The sequence below is a fragment of the Flavobacterium sp. genome, assembly GCF_043780635.1.
In the GTDB taxonomy this organism is placed as follows: Bacteria; Bacteroidota; Bacteroidia; order Flavobacteriales; family Flavobacteriaceae; genus Flavobacterium.
On the sequence record NZ_JAYWCK010000015.1, the window covers coordinates 1 to 18,629 of the forward strand.

Annotated in this window: 17 protein-coding genes; 9 read left to right on the top strand and 8 right to left on the bottom strand. The window is 33.7% G+C overall.

From position 1 onward, the window contains the following. The coding region (locus tag ACH2BV_RS01045; RefSeq protein ID WP_395048634.1) for a PKD domain-containing protein at positions 1–1,515 on the top strand (1,515 nt) is incomplete at its 5' end. A 127-nt stretch (positions 1,516–1,642) separates the two neighbouring features. Here the strand turns inward: ACH2BV_RS01045 and ACH2BV_RS01050 are convergent. The 8 genes from ACH2BV_RS01050 to ACH2BV_RS01085 form a co-directional block, all read right to left on the bottom strand. Beyond that, positions 1,643–3,103: a M56 family metallopeptidase gene (locus tag ACH2BV_RS01050; protein ID WP_395048635.1), complete on the bottom strand. Its 1,461-nt coding sequence runs from the start codon at positions 3,101–3,103 to the stop codon at positions 1,643–1,645. A gap of 9 nt (positions 3,104–3,112) precedes the next feature. Next, complete coding sequence (locus ACH2BV_RS01055; RefSeq protein ID WP_395048636.1) at positions 3,113–3,490, bottom strand: BlaI/MecI/CopY family transcriptional regulator; 378 nt, start codon at positions 3,488–3,490, stop codon at positions 3,113–3,115. A gap of 181 nt (positions 3,491–3,671) precedes the next feature. Next, on the bottom strand, positions 3,672–4,565 hold the full coding sequence (locus ACH2BV_RS01060; RefSeq protein ID WP_395048638.1) for a sterol desaturase family protein: 894 nt from the start codon (positions 4,563–4,565) through the stop codon (positions 3,672–3,674). 106 nt (positions 4,566–4,671) lie between these two features. After that, positions 4,672–6,948 (bottom strand): sodium-translocating pyrophosphatase, encoded by a 2,277-nt coding sequence (locus ACH2BV_RS01065; RefSeq protein ID WP_395048640.1) that lies wholly within the window; start codon positions 6,946–6,948, stop codon positions 4,672–4,674. Positions 6,949–7,060: 112 nt separating this feature from the next. Then, positions 7,061–7,591, bottom strand: a complete 531-nt coding sequence (locus tag ACH2BV_RS01070) for an inorganic diphosphatase (RefSeq protein WP_395048641.1) — start codon at positions 7,589–7,591, stop codon at positions 7,061–7,063. Between the two features lie 107 nt (positions 7,592–7,698). Beyond that, positions 7,699–8,301, bottom strand: coding sequence for a DNA-3-methyladenine glycosylase family protein (locus ACH2BV_RS01075; RefSeq protein WP_395048643.1), 603 nt, complete (start codon positions 8,299–8,301; stop codon positions 7,699–7,701). Position 8,302: 1 nt separating this feature from the next. Further along, positions 8,303–10,789 carry a DUF5686 family protein gene (locus ACH2BV_RS01080; protein WP_395048644.1) on the bottom strand — a complete coding sequence of 829 codons (2,487 nt, stop codon included), beginning with the start codon at positions 10,787–10,789 and terminating at the stop codon, positions 8,303–8,305. Positions 10,790–10,897: 108 nt separating this feature from the next. Next, the gene (locus ACH2BV_RS01085) at positions 10,898–11,875 is read right to left on the bottom strand and encodes a pyruvate dehydrogenase complex E1 component subunit beta (RefSeq protein WP_395048655.1); all 978 of its coding nucleotides are present in this window, start codon (positions 11,873–11,875) and stop codon (positions 10,898–10,900) included. A 252-nt stretch (positions 11,876–12,127) separates the two neighbouring features. On the opposite strand from ACH2BV_RS01085, the gene ACH2BV_RS01090 reads away from it, so the two are divergent. The 8 genes from ACH2BV_RS01090 to ACH2BV_RS01125 all read left to right on the top strand — a co-directional run bounded on the left by ACH2BV_RS01090 (position 12,128) and on the right by ACH2BV_RS01125 (position 18,313). Beyond that, a complete protein-coding gene (locus ACH2BV_RS01090) occupies positions 12,128–12,874 on the top strand; it encodes an electron transfer flavoprotein subunit beta/FixA family protein (RefSeq protein ID WP_395048645.1) in 747 nt (248 codons plus the stop codon). Between the two features lie 58 nt (positions 12,875–12,932). Next, the gene (locus ACH2BV_RS01095) at positions 12,933–13,898 is read left to right on the top strand and encodes an electron transfer flavoprotein subunit alpha/FixB family protein (protein ID WP_395048646.1); all 966 of its coding nucleotides are present in this window, start codon (positions 12,933–12,935) and stop codon (positions 13,896–13,898) included. Positions 13,899–14,060: 162 nt separating this feature from the next. After that, complete coding sequence (locus tag ACH2BV_RS01100) at positions 14,061–14,690, top strand: bifunctional nuclease family protein (protein ID WP_194311190.1); 630 nt, start codon at positions 14,061–14,063, stop codon at positions 14,688–14,690. Between the two features lie 34 nt (positions 14,691–14,724). Beyond that, a complete protein-coding gene (locus ACH2BV_RS01105) occupies positions 14,725–15,549 on the top strand; it encodes a thymidylate synthase (protein ID WP_395048648.1) in 825 nt (274 codons plus the stop codon). A 247-nt stretch (positions 15,550–15,796) separates the two neighbouring features. Further along, positions 15,797–16,510, top strand: a complete 714-nt coding sequence (locus ACH2BV_RS01110; RefSeq protein WP_395048650.1) for a hypothetical protein — start codon at positions 15,797–15,799, stop codon at positions 16,508–16,510. A 184-nt stretch (positions 16,511–16,694) separates the two neighbouring features. Continuing rightward, positions 16,695–16,979, top strand: coding sequence for a hypothetical protein (locus tag ACH2BV_RS01115; protein ID WP_395048651.1), 285 nt, complete (start codon positions 16,695–16,697; stop codon positions 16,977–16,979). 72 nt (positions 16,980–17,051) lie between these two features. Next, complete coding sequence (locus ACH2BV_RS01120; RefSeq protein WP_395048653.1) at positions 17,052–17,750, top strand: fibrobacter succinogenes major paralogous domain-containing protein; 699 nt, start codon at positions 17,052–17,054, stop codon at positions 17,748–17,750. A 122-nt stretch (positions 17,751–17,872) separates the two neighbouring features. Continuing rightward, positions 17,873–18,313 carry a hypothetical protein gene (locus tag ACH2BV_RS01125; protein ID WP_395048654.1) on the top strand — a complete coding sequence of 147 codons (441 nt, stop codon included), beginning with the start codon at positions 17,873–17,875 and terminating at the stop codon, positions 18,311–18,313. Positions 18,314–18,629: the final 316 nt, after the last annotated feature.

Here is an 18,629-nt window from a genome sequence, read left to right on the forward strand (position 1 = left end):
GTTTGTTTAGATGCAATCAATTTTCAGATTATTCAGGCTACAGAAACCGGTGGTGTGCCTGGAACATTTTTGTTTACCGGTTCCGGCGTAAATGCAACAGGATTATTTACCCCAGCAACAGTAGGGGTTGGTACATTTTTAATCAATTATAAATACACATCAAACTTTGGTTGTGTTGATACTATTTCAAAAAATATAACCGTGTTGGCTCCGGCAATTGCCAACTTTGGATTTAATACGCCACGTTGTGCAGCCAATGCAATTACATTTACCGATTCCTCTTCAATACCAGTTGCAAGTGGCAGCATTGTAAATTGGAATTGGAATTTTGGTGATGGAACAGCTGCTGTAAATAATTCAACTGCTGCATCAGTAAATCATGTTTTTGCTACGCATAATACCTATACAGTTACGCTTACAATTACTACCAGCAAAGGTTGTGTGGTAAGTAAGCAAAAACAGATTACAGTAAATCCTTTACCGGTACCATACTTTAAATTTCCTGCAAGTATTTGTTTGCCCGATGCCACGGTTAATTTTATTGATTCCTCAACCATTGCCGATGGTACCGAAAATACATTTACCTACGCCTGGAATTTTGATGATCTTATCAGCGGTAGCAGCAATACTTCTGTAAGTAAAAATCCATCACATTATTTTTCTACCAGCCGGGTTTATAATGTTAGCCTTACTTGTAAAAGTGGTGCCGGATGTGTAAATACAAAAGTGATTGCAGTTAATACCATTCACCCACAACCAACAGCCGATTATAAATCGGATAGCTCTAGTATATGTGAGAAACAGTTTGTAAAATTCAGCGACAACAGTATTGGTGCAGATGGCACCGTAAATAAATGGTTATGGAATTTTGATAATGGCCAAACATCAACCAGTAAATTACCCGTTTCTCAAACCTATACAACTGCAAAAGTTTACAAGGTTGAGTTGCAAATTGAAAACAATTTTGGCTGCAAGGATACCGTTTCAAAATCATTTACCGTGTATGCATTTCCTGTTATAAGTGCAGGACCAGACAGGGTTTTACTAGAAGGCGGTCAATTAACACTGGATGCAACTGCCACTGGAAATGGCTTGCAATATTTATGGACACCCAACAATTTTTTAAATAATAATAAGATTTTAAAACCGGTTGTAAAAGATATCACGGATGATATCACTTATAAATTAGTAGTTGTTGCAACAGGCGGTTGTACCTCTAAAGATTCGGTATTTGTAAAATTATTAAAGGCGCCGGTTATACCAAATACCTTTACACCAAATGGCGATGGTAAAAATGAAAACTGGACCATTCAATATTTAGATTCTTACCCCGAATGTTACATCAGAGTGTTTAACCGTAACGGACAATTGGTTTATGAATCAATCGGGTACCAGGCTCCCGGTTGGAATGGTACTTCAAAAGGAAAGAGTTTACCCTTTGGAACTTACTATTATATTATTGAACCGGGTAGTGGAAGAAAGCCAATTACAGGTTACGTTACAATTATAAAATAATACAACATTTCCAAAATAAAACTGCCTGGTTTATCCAGGCAGTTTTATTTTAAAGCATATCCAAATAATAAGATGTTGTTATAGATTGTATTTACTTAAAATTGTGTTGTAAGGTTTTTATTAAATATTAAGATGTAATCCTTTTTTTCTTTTGTATTTTTTTAGAAACGCCTTTTTTGAATTCGACCTTTCCTTTATTAATAATGATCATTGGTTTTATTTCAGGATTACCATTATCATTATTTAATTGAAAAATATAAATTTTCTTTTCATCAGTTCCCGATTGTTGTTCTTCAATTGTCATCATCACCGGTGCCGTTGTTTCTTTATTGGATGCAGTAATTGCACTGTAAATAATATCCTTTTTTCCTTTTAATAAATCATCATTAATAAATGCAACGGTATAATCAACCGCACTGTTATGCTGCTTATTGTCAATTTCAGGTTTTGATTTAACTGAATTGTTTTTTACAATGGCTGTTTTTATTGGCAGCTCATTTACAATTTTCTCTGATTTTATTGTTTCAGTGTTTGATAATGATTGCTGGTTGCTTTTTGTCTGTATTGCAGTATTGGCAACAGTTTCAGCTATCACAGTCTTTTTTGTTCCTGGAGAGATTAAAAGAATTCCAGCTAAAATTAAAAGACTTAGGGTTGCTAATTTTATTTGTTGCAGGGCTTGGATACCCACGGTTGGAGTTGCAATAAAAATTCTTTTTATCCTGGCAAGTAATTGATGTTTATCATTTGTAGCCGCCATGGCAAGCTGTACTGCGTTTCTTCTTTGTTCTTCCAAAATCAACAAAGCCGATGCATACTGCTGTTTGTTATATTTAAAATTAACCACCCAATCATCGCAACAATTTTCTCTTTCTCTTTTAATAGTGTTGCTTAACAATTTTATAAATGGGTTAAAGAAAAGAATCAGTTCAATAACTGACTGAATTAAATTTATGAAGTAATCGTTTCTTTTTATATGCGCCAGTTCATGCAGAATTACGGATTGGGCTTGCTCGGTAGTAAGTTGATTAAGCGCTGTAACAGGTAATAAAATAATGGGTTTAATCCATCCAATTACAGATGGCACATCTACGTTGTTGGAAAACCAAATGCTGATATTTTTTTTAATTCCTAAAAGAAGGGCAGTTTGATTTGTAAAAATTCTGATGTCAACCGCAGCTTTTTGCAATGCATTGGTTTTAATGTAATGCAGGCCTGTAAGGCTTTTAAAGAATTTAATAAGTTGCTGCAATAATAATACGAAATAGCCAATAGATAACAACTGCAGTGCTAAATTTATTTGCTCAGAAAATCCAGCCCATTCAAAATTTAATAACCGGTTGTAATATTGGCTTAAATCTGTCAAATAAAAATAATGTTGAAAAACAGTATTTACAAACCATACAAACGAAGCCCCAAGAAATAGTAAACTTAGCTGGTGCTTAAATAATGCTGACAGATTTTTGTTTCCTCCAACTTCAATTAATTTATACAATAACCAAAGTATGCCGGCTTGCCAAAAGCTGTTGACAATGCCCCAACCGATTGATTGTAAAAAATAATATTTTTCAAAAGCAGGTACCAACATAACGGCCGCTTATTTTATTGTTTTTAAATAATTGCTGATTTCTTCTAATTCTTTTTTAGAAGCTTTATGATTACCCAATGCCTGCATTACTAACTGTGCCGGTGAGCCCGAAAACAGGGAGTCAATCATTTTATTAAGAAATAAAGTTTGGGTTTTTTCCTTGCTCACTGCCGGCTGGTAAATATGCGTTTTGTTGCTGCTGTCACGGGTAACAATTCCTTTTTCAAACATAATCTGCATTAGTTTGAGGGTAGTAGTATAGCCGGCATCTTTTGTTTTTATTATTACCTCATGAATTTCTCTAACCGTTGCTGATTGCTTGGTCCAGAGTATTTGAAGGATTTCCAACTCGCCTTCAGTAGGTTTATTTTGTTTGGTTATTGCCATAGTACGATATTTTTCGTATGTAAATGTAGCAGAAAAATTTTAAATCAAAAATCAAAAATCAATAATTAAAAATCAATAATTAAACCTTTAACCTCATTTCAACAGTTGTTTTTAATTAAGCAGATTCCTCGTTCCTCGGAATGACAGCAAAACTTAAAACTTATAACTTAAAACTTAAAACTTATAACTGATCACTCTTAACTCTTAACTCTTCATACTTTTTCCTCAATTGCACAGTCGTTTTACTACTCCCATCGTGGCTCCATCCGGGAGATTTCATCAGATATTTTATGCCATTGCTGATTGAACCGGATGTGGATACTTTTTTAATTAATTGGCCCCATGTGGTTAATGCAATGATTACCGGATTATGCGATTCAATATTTTTTGTAAGACCGTAAGTGGGCCTTTCTTCTTCGGGTTGAAAACTGCCAAACATTCGGTCCCAGATAATTAAAATACCTGCATGATTTTTATCCAGATATTTTAAATCTACGCCATGATGCACCCGGTGATGGGAAGGCGTATTGAAAATAAATTCGATGGGTCTTGGTAATTTTTTGATGGTTTCGGTATGGATCCAGAATTGATAAATAAGACTGATTTGCTGCATGAATAAAATCCAGATGGGATGAAAACCTACCAGCGGCATCCATGCCCAGAATAAAAAACTGCCGGTTAAATTTCCCGTCCAGGTTTGACGTAGGGCAGCAGCCAAATTATAATGTTTTGATGAATGATGCACCACATGGCTGGCCCATAAAAAATTTACAAAATGACTGGTGCGGTGAAAACAATAATAGGAGAGGTCATCGGCAAAAAAAATCAACACCCAAAACCACCATTTCGAAATGTCTAAATCAAAAATCCGGTATTGGTAAATCAGGCTGAAAAGCCCGAAGATTAAAGCTTTGGTAATAAAACCCACCAACACATTGCCAATGCCCAAACCCAAACTGCCAAAAGTGTTTTTGGTTTCGTACAAGTGTTTATTTTCTTTATAAGAAAACCATGCTTCAATTGAAAGCAGCAGCACAAAAAACGGAATGGCGTAGTATAATATTACTGGAGGCATCCTGCAATTTACAAATATTTTAAGAGCAGTTTTATCAAACAGAAATTCCCTGAATAAAAAAACCAGGATATTTCAGCATCCTGGTTAAATATATTTTCTAATAATTTTATTTTACTTCTTCAACAGAATTGGTATGGCTGCTCATTTTCATGATGGTTTCCATTTGTGCTTTTCTGTTCGATTGAATTTTATCCTGGTGTAGTTTTGCAAGTGTTGGTGCAATTACCAAACTAACAATACTCATCAATTTAATTAAGATATTCATAGATGGTCCAGAAGTATCTTTAAATGGATCCCCAACAGTATCTCCGGTTACTGCAGCTTTGTGAGCATCAGAACCTTTGAAACTCATTAATCCATCAACTAAAACTCCTGCTTCAAAAGATTTTTTTGCATTATCCCAAGCACCACCTGCATTGTTTTGGAAAATAGCCCAAACAACACCTGAAACTGTAACTCCAGCCATATATCCTCCTAACATTTCAGCAACCATTGAGTTTGCAATGGCATCACCCCTATAAACAAGTTCACCTAGCAATACAATTCCAATAGGAAAGCCAATAGTCAAAATCCCAGGCAAAATCATTTCGTGCAAAGCGGCTTTTGTAGAAATATCAACACATTTTGCATATTCAGGTTTTCCGGTTCCTTCCATAATTCCTGGAATTTCCCTGAACTGACGACGCACTTCATTTACCATATCCATTGCAGCTTTACCTACAGAATTCATTACCAACGCAGAGAATACAACTGGTATCATTGCACCAACGAATAACATTGATAAAACGGGTGCTTTGAAAATATTGATTCCGTCGATTCCTGTGAAAGTTACATAAGCAGCAAACAAACCTAAAGAGGTCAAGGCAGCCGAAGCGATTGCAAATCCTTTTCCAGTTGCAGCAGTTGTGTTTCCAACTGAATCCAAAATATCGGTTCTCATACGAACTTCTTTTGGTAATTCACTCATTTCTGCAATTCCACCAGCATTGTCAGATATTGGTCCGAAAGCATCAATTGCTAATTGCATAGCCGTTGTAGCCATCATTGCAGAAGCAGCAAGTGCAACTCCGTAGAAACCTGCAAAAGAATAAGAAATCCAAATGGCAGCAGCTAATACAAGAACTTTAGGAAAAGTAGAAATCATACCAGTAGATAAACCAGCAATAATATTAGTTCCTGCTCCAGTTGAAGATTTTGCGACAATTGCCAATACTGGTTTTGTTCCCAAACCAGTGTAATATTCAGTAACTGATGAGATAATTGCTCCAACTACCAATCCTACGATTGAAGCATAGAAAACTCTCATTGATGAAATTTCTTTTAATCCTTCGCCGAAGAAATTCATTTTCATTGTTGAAGGCAACATATATTTAATTAATAGAAAACAAGCAATAGCTGTTAATAAAATAGAAACCCAGTTTCCAATATTTAACGCTCTTTGCACTTGTGCTTCTTTTGCATCATTATCGGTAATTTTAACTAACATTGTCCCAATAATAGAGGACAATATTCCAAAACCAGCAATCGCCATTGGCAATAAAATAGGCCCGATTCCACCAAAGGCATCTTGAATGTTTCCACCCATATCTTTAATTACATAGTTCCCAAGAACCATTGTAGCAAGTACTGTTGCAACATAAGAACCAAATAAATCAGCACCCATTCCTGCAACGTCTCCGACGTTATCTCCAACATTATCAGCAATTGTAGCAGGATTTCTTGGATCATCTTCTGGAATTCCAGCTTCAACTTTACCTACTAAATCAGCACCTACATCGGCAGCTTTTGTATAAATTCCACCACCAACACGCGCAAACAAAGCAATAGATTCGGCTCCAAGAGAGAAACCAGCTAATGTTTCCAGAACAGTAGTCATATCTTCAGTTGAAGTCCAAACTCCACCCATATATACATAATAAAATAAAATGAAGAATCCTGTAAGTCCTAAAACAGCTAATCCAGCAACACCTAATCCCATTACCGTTCCGCCACCAAAAGAAACTTTTAGTGCTTTTGGCAAACTTGTTCGTGCAGCTTGCGTTGTTCTAACATTTGTTTTTGTTGCTATTTTCATTCCTAAATTTCCCGCCAAAGCCGAGAAAATTGCTCCAAAAATAAAAGCAACCACTATTAATAAATGCGTTGATGTTCCTGGTATAAAAGTTATTCCAGCTAAAACAATACTTGCCAAAACCACAAATATTGTCAATAATCTATATTCTGCATTAAGAAAAGCTAGTGCACCTTCGTGGATATATTCTGAAATTTCTTTCATTTTACCATCTCCAGCATCTTGTTTTAAAACCCAGGCTCTTTTGACAGCCATAAAAACTAATCCAATTAACGCCAATATTATTGGCACATAAATCATTATTGTATTCATAAAAAATATTTTTGGTTATTTTTAATTTTTGCAAATGTAGCAAACCTAAATAAATAAAAAAGCAATATTCCAGACAGAATATTGCTTTTTTGATAAAATTTTTAGTAAAAAATTATTTTATACTAAACAATCCTTTTGGTTTGTTTTCGATTTCATCAAAACGCTGAGTACATTCTTCTATAATAGCGAATGCTTCGTTTATATCTCCCCATCCTTCTACGTCAACTATTTTGTTTTCGAGATCTTTATACACTTGAAAAAAATGTTCAATTTCTTTTAATAAATGCGGATTGACATCTGATAGATTTTCTAAAGAATTCCATATTGGATCTGATACTGGCACACAAATTATTTTTTCGTCTGGTCCTTTATCATCTGCCATGTGAAAAACACCAATTGGTTTTACTTCCATCACACATCCAGGAAAAGTGGGTTCATTAATCAAAACTAAAACGTCCAAAGGGTCACCGTCTAAAGCCAATGTTTCTGGTATAAATCCGTAATCTGCAGGGTACATCATTGACGAGAATAACATTCTGTCAAAACGCATTCTTTTTATTTTAAAATCATATTCATATTTATTTCTACTCCCTCTTGGTATTTCGATTAAGACATCGAAAGTTTTTTTTCTATCTGCAGTCATTACTTTTTATATATTTTTTATTTATGCTTGCAAAAGTAAGCAAAATATACATTTTTACAATGATAATCAGCTATTATCTATTGGTTAAATGTTAATAATTCAAGACTTCAATATACAATGGTTCTTTTTCTTTTTCTTAAATAATAATGCCACAAAAGGAAAGTTGCTACAGATTTGTGCGGACTCCATTTTGAAACATAAATTTCCATTTCTCGTTTGTCGTGAATATCAAGCAACTCCTTTATTGTATTTACTACAGCAATGTCGCCAAGTGGTATTATATCTGGCGCCTGAAGTGAAAACATTAAATAAACGTCGATTGTCCAGTTGCCAATTCCCTTGATTTTGATTAATTCCTCACGAACTTGTTTAGCAGATTTAGTTGTAAGACTGTCAATATCAATTTCATTCTTAATTATGGAACTTGACAAAGCCTTGATGTAGGAAGTTTTTTGACGGCTTACGCCAATATTTCTATATTCTTCATCTGAAATATAAAGCAATGATTCAGGTTGAAAATTCTGCTCTTTCGCTTTTAGTTTTAAAAAAGTCGCCTTTGCCGAATCTATGGAAACCTGCTGTTCGAGAATTAATAGCACCAAAGTTTCAAAACCTTGTGGTCGTTTTGGAATTATTGGCAACCCATATTTATCAATAATGTGATTGAAAATGGCGTCTTTTTCTAATAGATATTTAACGGCTTGTTGCATATTAAAAATAAAATCCCATCGAGATTTTTGTGGCAAATTTATTAGCATCAGGCATATTGAGATAATTGCCTCTCCACGAAAAATCAACACGAAAAAATTTAAAGATATTTCCAATTCCTGCGCTATATTCCCAATATACTTTATCTGGAGCATTGTAAACTAAACCCGAGGCATTTATCGTCCTGTTTTCATCCGAAACCGTTCCATAGACTGATTTGAACCCAATGTTTTCGCGCCAATTTAGTTTTCTCATAAAAGGAATCCTGGCAAAAAACCTACCGTGAAAGTCGTGATCCCACTTAAAAGTCACATATTGATCCGCAACAAATTCGTAATATTGAAGATTGCTAAAAGTGTTCGAAATATCAAAAAGAGATTGATTCCCAGGCACAACACTCATTAACCCTAGTGGAATATAACCGAATGTTTTTCCTATTTCAACAGTGATATTTGAACGTCCTAATGGCCCAATAATTATGGGTTGTTTGTAATAAAGCTGTAGTTTTTTATACTCAAAATCACTAGAAAGTAATCCTTTAAATCCCTGACTATAGGTTACAAAAAGGCTTGTAAAAGGGCTGTCTGTATTGTATCTTTCGACTGCGAAACCAATAGGCTTTCTGTTTGGAGTATATTCAACCTTGACGTTTATTTCAGATTGTTTTACTTGACTTTTTATGGTTGTTTGTGATAAATCAGTATAATAATCCAAGCTAAATTCAGGACTAGCCGATATTAAAGTTCGATAAGTGACACCTAGTCCAAATGTTAAGTTTTTTATTGGCTCTGTTTCAACTTCAATATTACTCAAATTGACATTTGTTAGTTTATCGTTACTTCCAAATGTCAATAAACCTGAGGAGGCATAATTGCGTCCTAAAATATCATTTGTTGTTGTGAGAGAAGCTCCAATTTGTTCAATATCTCTTCGATTGCCTGCTGCAATAATAACTCTATTTTTGGGCTCAACCATCCATTTTCCGGTAACTCCATATTTGAACTTATCATCTTTAAATCCATAGGCTATATAAGTTTGCAAACGCCAAGGGTCATTGGGTCCAAAATAAGTTCTTACTCCAGTTCGCAATCGCAATCCTTCGACAGAATTTTGTCCAACAACTGCATATATTGGTCCATAATCTAAATTTCCAGAATTAATATAACCACTATCCAATATTTCGACCAAACTATAAATTTGTTTGAATTTCTTAACGGTTTGTAATGTATCAAGCATTTTATAAACCCCTTTTTCATCTTTGGTCAGATTTTCAAAACGGTTTTCTTCCCAATAATCTTCTGGCTTATTATAGACTTCCTGGTCATAATAATTCACTTCTTCTTTATAAAATTTCTCTGGTTTTTCAATATTGAATTTATGGTCTCTATAAAAAGTAGTTCTTTTTCCATAAACTCCTTTAGATTTATCTTTTTTGTTCAGGGCAAAATCAGTCATCATATAATCTTTGGTCAATAGAAAAATAGAATCATTCATTACTTCAAACTCTTGCTCAATATAAATATCTTTTACCCAGTTAATATTAGCACTTTTAGTAGCCGCCATGTTGATGTTTTTCAGAGCATAAGTAGTATCACTTACCCAAAAGTCTCCCTTGAAAGTCAATTCATTTTTACGTCTTGGATAAAACACAATATTGTAACACCACTTTTTGTCAATATAGGCGCTGTCCCTTAATATATAATTGTAGGTATCAACCCCGGTTTTTGAAAGTGGACTTGTAAAACTTTTGTCGAAAAAAGTCAAGTGATTATCATAAATATCAAATTCCGTATATAAATCATTTACAAAAGACAAAATTTGTTGATTACCATTAAAGCCGGAGGTCTTATTGGCTTTTGTTTTTTCTTTAACTTTCTTTAATTTGTTATCACCATAAACATCTGACAAGGCTTCATTTATAAAAATGGGCAAATAGGTTTTTCCGGTAATCTTTGATGTATCTACTTGGTTGAAAATAAACTCCATTCCTTTGAAAAAATTCTTTTTCATATAAGCACTATCAATAGTATTCAAATCAAACTCTATTTTTTCGTACTTTTCCATTTGGTATTGAGCGAATAAATGTAAGCCATTTTTGCGTCGATGTTCCCAAATTTTTCTAAGAATATCTAAAGCAGGATTGTTCTTTTTGGAGGTTTTCCCTTTATAAATCACAACTTCTTTTAAAGTTTCAATTTCTTTTAATTGAATTTTAAAATTATAGTTGACAGATTTTTCCAATTCAATTTCCCGGTCAGAATACCCTACTGAAGTTATTACGATTGTTGGATAGTTTTTTGGGGATTCTAAATAAAAGATGCCATCTTCATTACAAACAGCACCTTCGCTTGAATTTTTGAAAGCTACATTAGCAAAAGGAACCGGCTGATTTAACTTGTCCACAACTACGCCACTAACTTTTGTTTGAGCAAAAATGGTGCTTGTAAAAGCAAATAAAAAGAACAAATTAAATAATATCTCTTTTTTCATAATCAAAAAAAACCTCATCAAATTTAGGATTCTGATGAAGTTTCAAATATAGTTAATTCCCTATATTAGATTTTTTAATGCTTCTAATATTCGGAAAAGTTTAACACCTTATTTATACAATACTTTTTTTACTGCTTTGACAACATCGTCAGCATTTGGCAACCATTCTTTCAGTAAAACTGGTGAATAAGGCGCTGGAGTATCGGCAGTTGTAATACGTTGAATTGGGGCATCAAGAAAATCAAAAGCACGTTCTTGAACAATATAAGCAATCTCCGAAGAAACACTTGCAAACGGCCAGGCTTCCTCAAGAATTACTAATCTATTTGTCTTTCTAACTGAAGTAAGAATAGTTTCGTGGTCCATCGGACGAACTGTTCTTAAATCGACAATTTCACAAGAAATTCCTTCCTTCTCTAATTCATCGGCAGCTATAAAAGCTTCTTTAATAATTTTTCCAAAAGAGACAATTGTAACGTCAGTTCCCACTCTTTTTACATCTGCTAGACCAATTGGAATAGTATATTCTCCTTCTGGAACTTCCCCTTTGTCACCATACATTTGTTCTGATTCCATAAAAATTACTGGATCATTATCACGAATAGCTGATTTCAACAACCCTTTAGCATCATAAACTGTAGATGGGACTATAACTTTAAGACCTGGAGTATTGGCAAACCAATTTTCTAAAGCTTGTGAGTGTGTTGCACCAAGTTGTCCTGCTGAAGCCGTTGGTCCGCGAAAAACAATAGGAACATTAAATTGTCCACCTGTCATTTGACGCATTTTAGCAGCATTATTAATAATCTGATCAATACCAACTAGACAGAAATTGAAAGTCATATATTCAACGATTGGTCTGCATCCATTCATTGCAGAACCAACTGCAATTCCGGTAAAACCAAGTTCAGCAATTGGTGTGTCGATAACTCTTTTTTCACCAAATTCAGCAAGCATACCTTTTGAAGCTTTGTAAGCACCATTATATTCAGCTACTTCCTCACCCATTAAATAAATAGACTCATCTCGACGCATTTCTTCACTCATTGCTTCGCAAATAGCCTCTCTAAATTGTATCGTTCTCATTTTTTTCATTGTATGTGTAATTTTCGAATCGCAAAAATAAATATTTTATATCACTTAAAAGCATAAATTATGTTTAAAATAACAAGGTGACAATCTTGCTATTCACTATTTCCAGGCACAAAGTATCGGATGGCTTTTTTATAAGGATTACGAAATCGATATAATAACGAAAAATATTATGCACGCATAGTATATTATTCAAATTAATATTATAATTTTGTGCAGGAAATTTTGAAAATAAAATCTATAATTATGAAAATATTAGTTTGCATCAGTCACGTTCCTGATACTACTTCAAAAATTAATTTTACAAATGATAACTCTCAATTTGATACTAATGGTGTTCAATTTGTGATTAATCCCAACGATGAATATGGTTTAACACGCGCTGTTTGGTTTCAGGAACAACAAGGCGCAACGATAACTGTTGCCACTGTTGGAGGGCCAGAAACTGAGCCTACTTTAAGAAAAGCATTAGCCATTGGTGCAAACGATGCGATTCGTGTAAACGCAAATCCAACTGACAGTTTCTTTGTTGCTAAACAACTTGCTGAAGTGATAAAAAATGGCGCATACGACATCATAATTGCCGGAAAAGAATCATTGGATTATAATGGCGGAATGGTTCCCGGAATGATTGCCGGTATACTTGGATATAATTTCCTGAATTCCTGTACTGATATAATTGTTGATGGTACTACTGTAAAAGCAATTCGCGAAATTGATGGTGGAAGAGAAACCGTTTCAACAACTTTGCCTTTAATAATTGGCGGACAAAAAGGATTGGTCGAAGAAAAAGATTTACGCATCCCGAATATGAGAGGAATTATGACAGCCAGAACAAAAACACTTACTGTTGTTGAACCTGTTGACTCTTCGATAAATACTAAAGCCGTGAAATTTGAAAAACCAGCTCCAAAATCAGCCGTGAAATTAGTCTCTGCAGACAACTTGGACGAATTAATCAACTTATTACACAACGAAGCTAAAGTTATTTAATTTCAAATTCACAAAACAGCATTTAAAATTTATAATTCAACATTTAAAATAATAAAAAATGTCAATATTAATATATGCAGAATCAGCAGAAGGAAAATTCAGAAAAGTAGCTTTCGAATTAGCTTCTTATGCAAAAAAAGTAGCTGAAACATTAGGAACTACAGTTACAGCCGTAACTATAAATACTGCTGACGTTTCGGAATTATCAAAATACGGAGTTGATAAAGTTTTAAAAGTAACTAACGACAAATTATCTGGTTTTTCAGCCAAAGCGTACGCCGATGTTATAAAACAAGCGGCGCAAAAAGAAGGCGCAAAATTAATTTTACTATCGTCTACAACAGACAGCATTTATCTTTCGCCATTGGTTGCCGTTTCGCTAGAAGCTGGTTTCGCTTCAAATGTAGTGGGATTGCCAGTGAGCACTTCGCCTTTTCAGGTTCGAAGAAATGCCTTTTCATCCAAAGCATTTAATATAACCGAAATTGCTACCGATGTAAAAATTCTTGGTTTAGCCAAAAACTCTTATGGTATTTTCGAAAAAGCTTCCACTTTGACAACCGAAGATTTTAATCCAAGCATTGGAGAAAATGATTTTGGAATAAAAGTAGAGTCAGTAGAAAAAGTTTCTGGAAAAGTTTCCATTGCTGATGCCGATATTGTTGTTTCAGGAGGTCGTGGATTAAAAGGTCCTGAAAATTGGGGAATGCTTGAAAATTTAGCTGAAGTTCTTGGAGCTGCAACTGCTTGTTCAAAACCAGTTTCAGATTTAGATTGGAGACCTCATTCAGAACACGTAGGACAAACAGGAAAACCTGTTGCTGCTAATTTATATATTGCAGTTGGAATTTCGGGAGCAATACAACACATCGCCGGAATTAACGCTTCAAAAGTAAAAGTGGTAATAAATACGGATCCTGAAGCGCCATTTTTCAAAGTTGCCGACTATGGAATTGTTGGAGATGCTTTTGATATTGTTCCAAGATTAACCGAAAAATTGAAAGCTTTTAAAGCACAACATTAATAATTTCATAATTCTAGTCCCAAAACTAGCTACCTACAATTAAGATATTCGTATCTTTGTTTTAGGTAGCTTTTTTGTTCAATATATTTTGATTAGAATTGCATTTTATTTTTTACTAAAAAAAACATTAATAAAGCACTAGATGCTTTTTATATAAAGAAAATGAGCTTAGTCAAATTATCCATAAAAGGAATTTCATACAGTCAAACTCAAAACGGCGCTTACGCCCTGATTTTGAATGAGGTTGACGGGGAGAGAAAGTTGCCTATTGTTATTGGTGCTTTCGAAGCTCAATCTATTGCAATTGCTTTGGAAAAAGAAATAAAACCACCTCGTCCTTTGACACACGATTTATTTAAAAATTTTGCCGATCGTTTTGATATTGTGGTAAAACAGGTCATTATTCACAAACTGGTTGATGGTGTTTTTTATTCAAGCATCATTTGCGAAAGAGATAAAATCGAAGAAATTATAGACGCCAGAACTTCTGATGCTATTGCATTAGCCTTGCGATTTAATGCTCCTATTTTTACTTATAAAAATATTCTGGACAAAGCCGGAATCTTCCTGAAATCAAACCCATTGGATCCCAACAAAGATTCTCAGGAAATAGACGATGTTCTTTCTAATCCTGAAACTTTCAGACAAGGAGAAGAAAGCAATCAATCTGGCGAAACCTATTCAAAACATAGTTTGCAGGAATTAAACGAATTGCTGGATCAGGCTGTAGAACACGAAGATTATGAAAAAGCAGCCAAAATCAGAGACGAAATTTCTAAAAGAGAGTCGTAAAAAATCGTTTAACTACTAATCGAATAAAGAAACAATGAAGCAATACCTAGATTTAGTAAAACACGTTTTAAAAAACGGAAATCAAAAAGGAGATCGAACAGGAACAGGAACAAAAAGTGTTTTTGGTTACCAAATGCGTTTTGATTTAAACGAGGGTTTTCCTATGGTGACTACCAAAAAATTACATCTGAAATCTATTATTTATGAATTGCTTTGGTTTCTGAAAGGTGACACAAATATTGAATATCTTCAAGAAAATGGAGTGAAAATCTGGGATGCATGGGCAGATGAAAATGGTAATTTAGGTCCGGTTTATGGTCATCAATGGCGCAACTGGAATAGTGAAGAAATAGACCAAATCTCAGAACTTATCAAAGAACTTAAAACCAACCCAAACAGCAGAAGAATGCTCGTTTCGGCTTGGAATCCAAGTGTTTTGCCTGATAATTCAAAATCATTTTCGGAGAATGTGGCAAACAATAAAGCGGCCTTGCCTCCTTGTCACGCTTTCTTCCAATTTTATGTTTCTGACGGAAAATTATCTTGCCAATTATATCAGCGAAGTGCTGATATTTTTCTTGGCGTTCCTTTTAATATTGCTTCTTATGCCTTGCTGACAATGATGATTGCCCAAGTTTGCGGCTTGAAAGTTGGCGAATTCATTCACGCTTTTGGCGATGCACACATTTACAACAACCATTTTGAGCAAGTCGAATTGCAATTGTCACGTGAACCAAAACCATTGCCTAAAATGATTTTGAATCCAGCCATAAAAGATATTTTTGATTTTACTTTTGAAGATTTCACGCTCGAAGGATACGAACCACACGCTTTGATAAAAGGAAGTGTGGCGGTGTAATTGTACAAAATTAAACTTGACTTTTGTCATACAAAGCTACACAAATAAGGATTAACTGTCATTCATCGACTTACCTAACAAGTCGAGGAGAGTAACAAAAGATAGCTAAGTTATAGAACAAACACCATTTACTTTGAAGAGGATTCTGTAAAATTGTAAACTATTAATTTTTAAACACTATAATTTGACATTAATTAGAATTTAACAATATTAAAATGATATCGAGATAAAGTACTTTAACACTGACATGAATAAAATAAAACTCATACTTAGCAAAGACTTCAGGATTTTATTTTCAATCCTAGGAATTTTAACGTGGATACTAACTATTTTTACTATTGTAACTTTTTTTGTAGTCCTATTCGACTGTGCTATCCATAATTCATTCATTTTTCCATCCTCTCAAGGGATCTATAACTTTTTATCCATACATAAAAAGTTTAACGAATTATATGGAGCGACAGTTACTCTAATTATTGCCTATACTGCAGTAAAACAATACCTGAATTCAAATACTTTACAAACACTTGATTTCTTTTTTGAAAAATTGGTGCCAACTGCTAATGCTACAATCTACAAAGCAACTAATGAACATAAGTTGAAATTGTTAACTCCTAATCTAGAAGAATATTTAAAAAATAAGTCAATTAATTTTACAGTTGAAGAATTAAATGAAATAGAACCTGAACTAAAAAAAAAGCTTGTAGAATTACATTTAACTAATTTAGATTTTCAAAAAGATGCAGTTCTTACACTAGGATATTTTGAATCTTTTTCAATTAAGTTAACTAAAGGACTAGTTAACAATCCTTTAATTGAAAATGCTTGTTCTAAAGCTTTTTGTATCCAAGTGAGGAATTTGTACCCTCTTATTTCGCTTACCAGAAGCGAAAACGACCTATTATACTTTACAACAGTGGTTCATCTTTATAATAAATGGAAACATGTCTTGGCTACTTAAACTAGTACATTACGCCGAAGCAGAGCTTTAAGGAATTCTTTTATTAAAATATAACTTTTATGAAATAGTTAAAATATATTGAATTATTTAGATTCAAAATAAATTAACTCGTTTACGGGAACCCGTAAGATGTTTGAATTACAATGGATTACTTTTAGATTTTATTAATGAAAATCATTAAGAAATGAAGAAATCAATATTCTTTGCATTTGTTTGTTTTTTGTCTTGCTCTAAAAGTGAAAATTCAAGTCCTACAATTGCTAGGTATGAAGTTTGTATCCAAACTACTTGCCCAACTGGAATTCAAAAATGCTATTGTATATCGGAAGCCACTAATAAAAATATTATAAATAATATACAAGTCGGAAATGCATGCCAATGGATAACTTTTCAAACTATTGATGGGATAACTAAAGGAGGTTATTTTAGAAATGCCGGCACTGCTCAAGGTAATTGTTCAAATAATTGAATTTTTGATTATGACAGAATTATTTTATAGATAATTTTTTTGAAGTATTTAATAGTTAACTTAAATGAAAAAATGAAAAAAACAATATTAATTTTAGTTTTAACCATCTCGTCTGTATTGTTTTTAGGTTGCAGTAGTAGTGGTAGTGATAGTAATCCAAACGACAACAATAACAATACATTGCCAGTTAGTGATATTGATGGTAATATTTATAATGTTATACAAATAGGATCTAAAACTTGGATGCAAAAAAACTTAAATGTGTCTAAATATCGTAATGGAGATATTATACCACAAATAACGGACCCAACACAATGGAAAAACACAACTACAGGGGCTTGGTGCTATTATAAAAATGATATTAATAATGGGCAGATTTATGGGAAATTGTACAACTGGTATGCGGTAAATGATCCAAGAGGTTTGTCTCCACAAGGGTGGCATATTTCAAGTAATGATGAATGGGTTGTTTTAATAGGTTATTTGGGAGGTGATATGCTTGCTGGTTATACAATGAAAGAGTTGGGCGTGACACATTGGAGTGCAACTACCCCAGAAACAACCAATAGTAGTGGATTTATGGGACTTCCTGGTGGTTTTTCCTCTTATGGTGCATTCTCGGGAATAGGCTTAACTGGATGGTGGTGGACTTCTTCACAAGAAACTAATTTATATGCCTATATGCATACCTTGTATTATGCACATGGTAAAGTACCAACTTCTACTTTTGAAAAACGATACGGTATGTCTGTTCGCTGCATAAGGAATTAGACCCGATCTCGATAGTTGAGATTTGCAATCTGAGTCCCATAAACACAAACAAAACAAAGTGCATAACATTAAGAAAATCCAGAAGAAACGAAAATTTCATACTTTTAGTAAATAATTAAGCCATGGTAATAGTTCAAAAGTATGATATCCAAATAGAAGAATGGAGCTTGGAAGATTTTAGAAAATTTGAAGGCGAAAATCAAGAAAATTTAATTCACGAGTTTGGAATTTCTCCACGAGATCCTAAAGAACCAAATTGTTGTTATTTTAATGTTGGAATTCAAAAAACAATTGATAATTCAAAAAATGGTAGAGTGTTTTCCGCAAAAGCAACAACAATATTTAAAATTAAAAATGACAATCAAATTCCATCTGTAGAATTTTGCTTTGATATTCTCGATAATGGAACATTTGAATTCGCAAAATTCTTCAATGAAAGAAAACAAAACACATATGTATTTGACAAGAAAATTCCAATTCCGCAAATTGCAGATTTCCGGAAAGAACTTGAAAGTGTAATTTCTTTTTGGGATAGGAATATTAGAAATACAGGATTAAACTAAAACGGCTATTACCCGATAGCACAGATTTGCACACGAGCGCAGCAAACTAACGAAGTTGTCGTTCCGCAAAGTCTCCGACTTTGAGAAAGTGTTTATCAGTCTTTGACTCAAAAAAAATCAAATAGCACAAAACTAAATCGGTTAAAAACCGAAAACCACCACCTCAAAGTCGGAGACTTTGCGGAGCGAGAGAAACAACTACTAGTAACATAAAAACAAAAAAATCCGTGCCGAAATCGGAACGGATTTTAATTTTTTAAGAAAATAAGATTAAACAGTTAAAACACCGTTTTCAGTTCCTGCAAATTCATTCCAT

Coding starts and splice junctions, on each gene's coding strand:
- ACH2BV_RS01055 (WP_395048636.1), bottom strand. CDS start 3,490: ATGGCAATAACCAAACAAAATAAACCTACTGAAGGCGAGTTGGAAATC.
- ACH2BV_RS01085 (WP_395048655.1), bottom strand. CDS start 11,875: ATGAGAACGATACAATTTAGAGAGGCTATTTGCGAAGCAATGAGTGAA.
- ACH2BV_RS01080 (WP_395048644.1), bottom strand. CDS start 10,789: ATGAAAAAAGAGATATTATTTAATTTGTTCTTTTTATTTGCTTTTACA.
- ACH2BV_RS01070 (WP_395048641.1), bottom strand. CDS start 7,591: ATGACTGCAGATAGAAAAAAAACTTTCGATGTCTTAATCGAAATACCA.
- ACH2BV_RS01065 (WP_395048640.1), bottom strand. CDS start 6,948: ATGAATACAATAATGATTTATGTGCCAATAATATTGGCGTTAATTGGA.
- ACH2BV_RS01095 (WP_395048646.1), top strand. CDS start 12,933: ATGTCAATATTAATATATGCAGAATCAGCAGAAGGAAAATTCAGAAAA.
- ACH2BV_RS01115 (WP_395048651.1), top strand. CDS start 16,695: ATGAAGAAATCAATATTCTTTGCATTTGTTTGTTTTTTGTCTTGCTCT.
- ACH2BV_RS01100 (WP_194311190.1), top strand. CDS start 14,061: ATGAGCTTAGTCAAATTATCCATAAAAGGAATTTCATACAGTCAAACT.
- ACH2BV_RS01125 (WP_395048654.1), top strand. CDS start 17,873: ATGGTAATAGTTCAAAAGTATGATATCCAAATAGAAGAATGGAGCTTG.
- ACH2BV_RS01090 (WP_395048645.1), top strand. CDS start 12,128: ATGAAAATATTAGTTTGCATCAGTCACGTTCCTGATACTACTTCAAAA.
- ACH2BV_RS01060 (WP_395048638.1), bottom strand. CDS start 4,565: ATGCCTCCAGTAATATTATACTACGCCATTCCGTTTTTTGTGCTGCTG.
- ACH2BV_RS01120 (WP_395048653.1), top strand. CDS start 17,052: ATGAAAAAAACAATATTAATTTTAGTTTTAACCATCTCGTCTGTATTG.
- ACH2BV_RS01050 (WP_395048635.1), bottom strand. CDS start 3,103: ATGTTGGTACCTGCTTTTGAAAAATATTATTTTTTACAATCAATCGGT.
- ACH2BV_RS01105 (WP_395048648.1), top strand. CDS start 14,725: ATGAAGCAATACCTAGATTTAGTAAAACACGTTTTAAAAAACGGAAAT.
- ACH2BV_RS01110 (WP_395048650.1), top strand. CDS start 15,797: ATGAATAAAATAAAACTCATACTTAGCAAAGACTTCAGGATTTTATTT.
- ACH2BV_RS01075 (WP_395048643.1), bottom strand. CDS start 8,301: ATGCAACAAGCCGTTAAATATCTATTAGAAAAAGACGCCATTTTCAAT.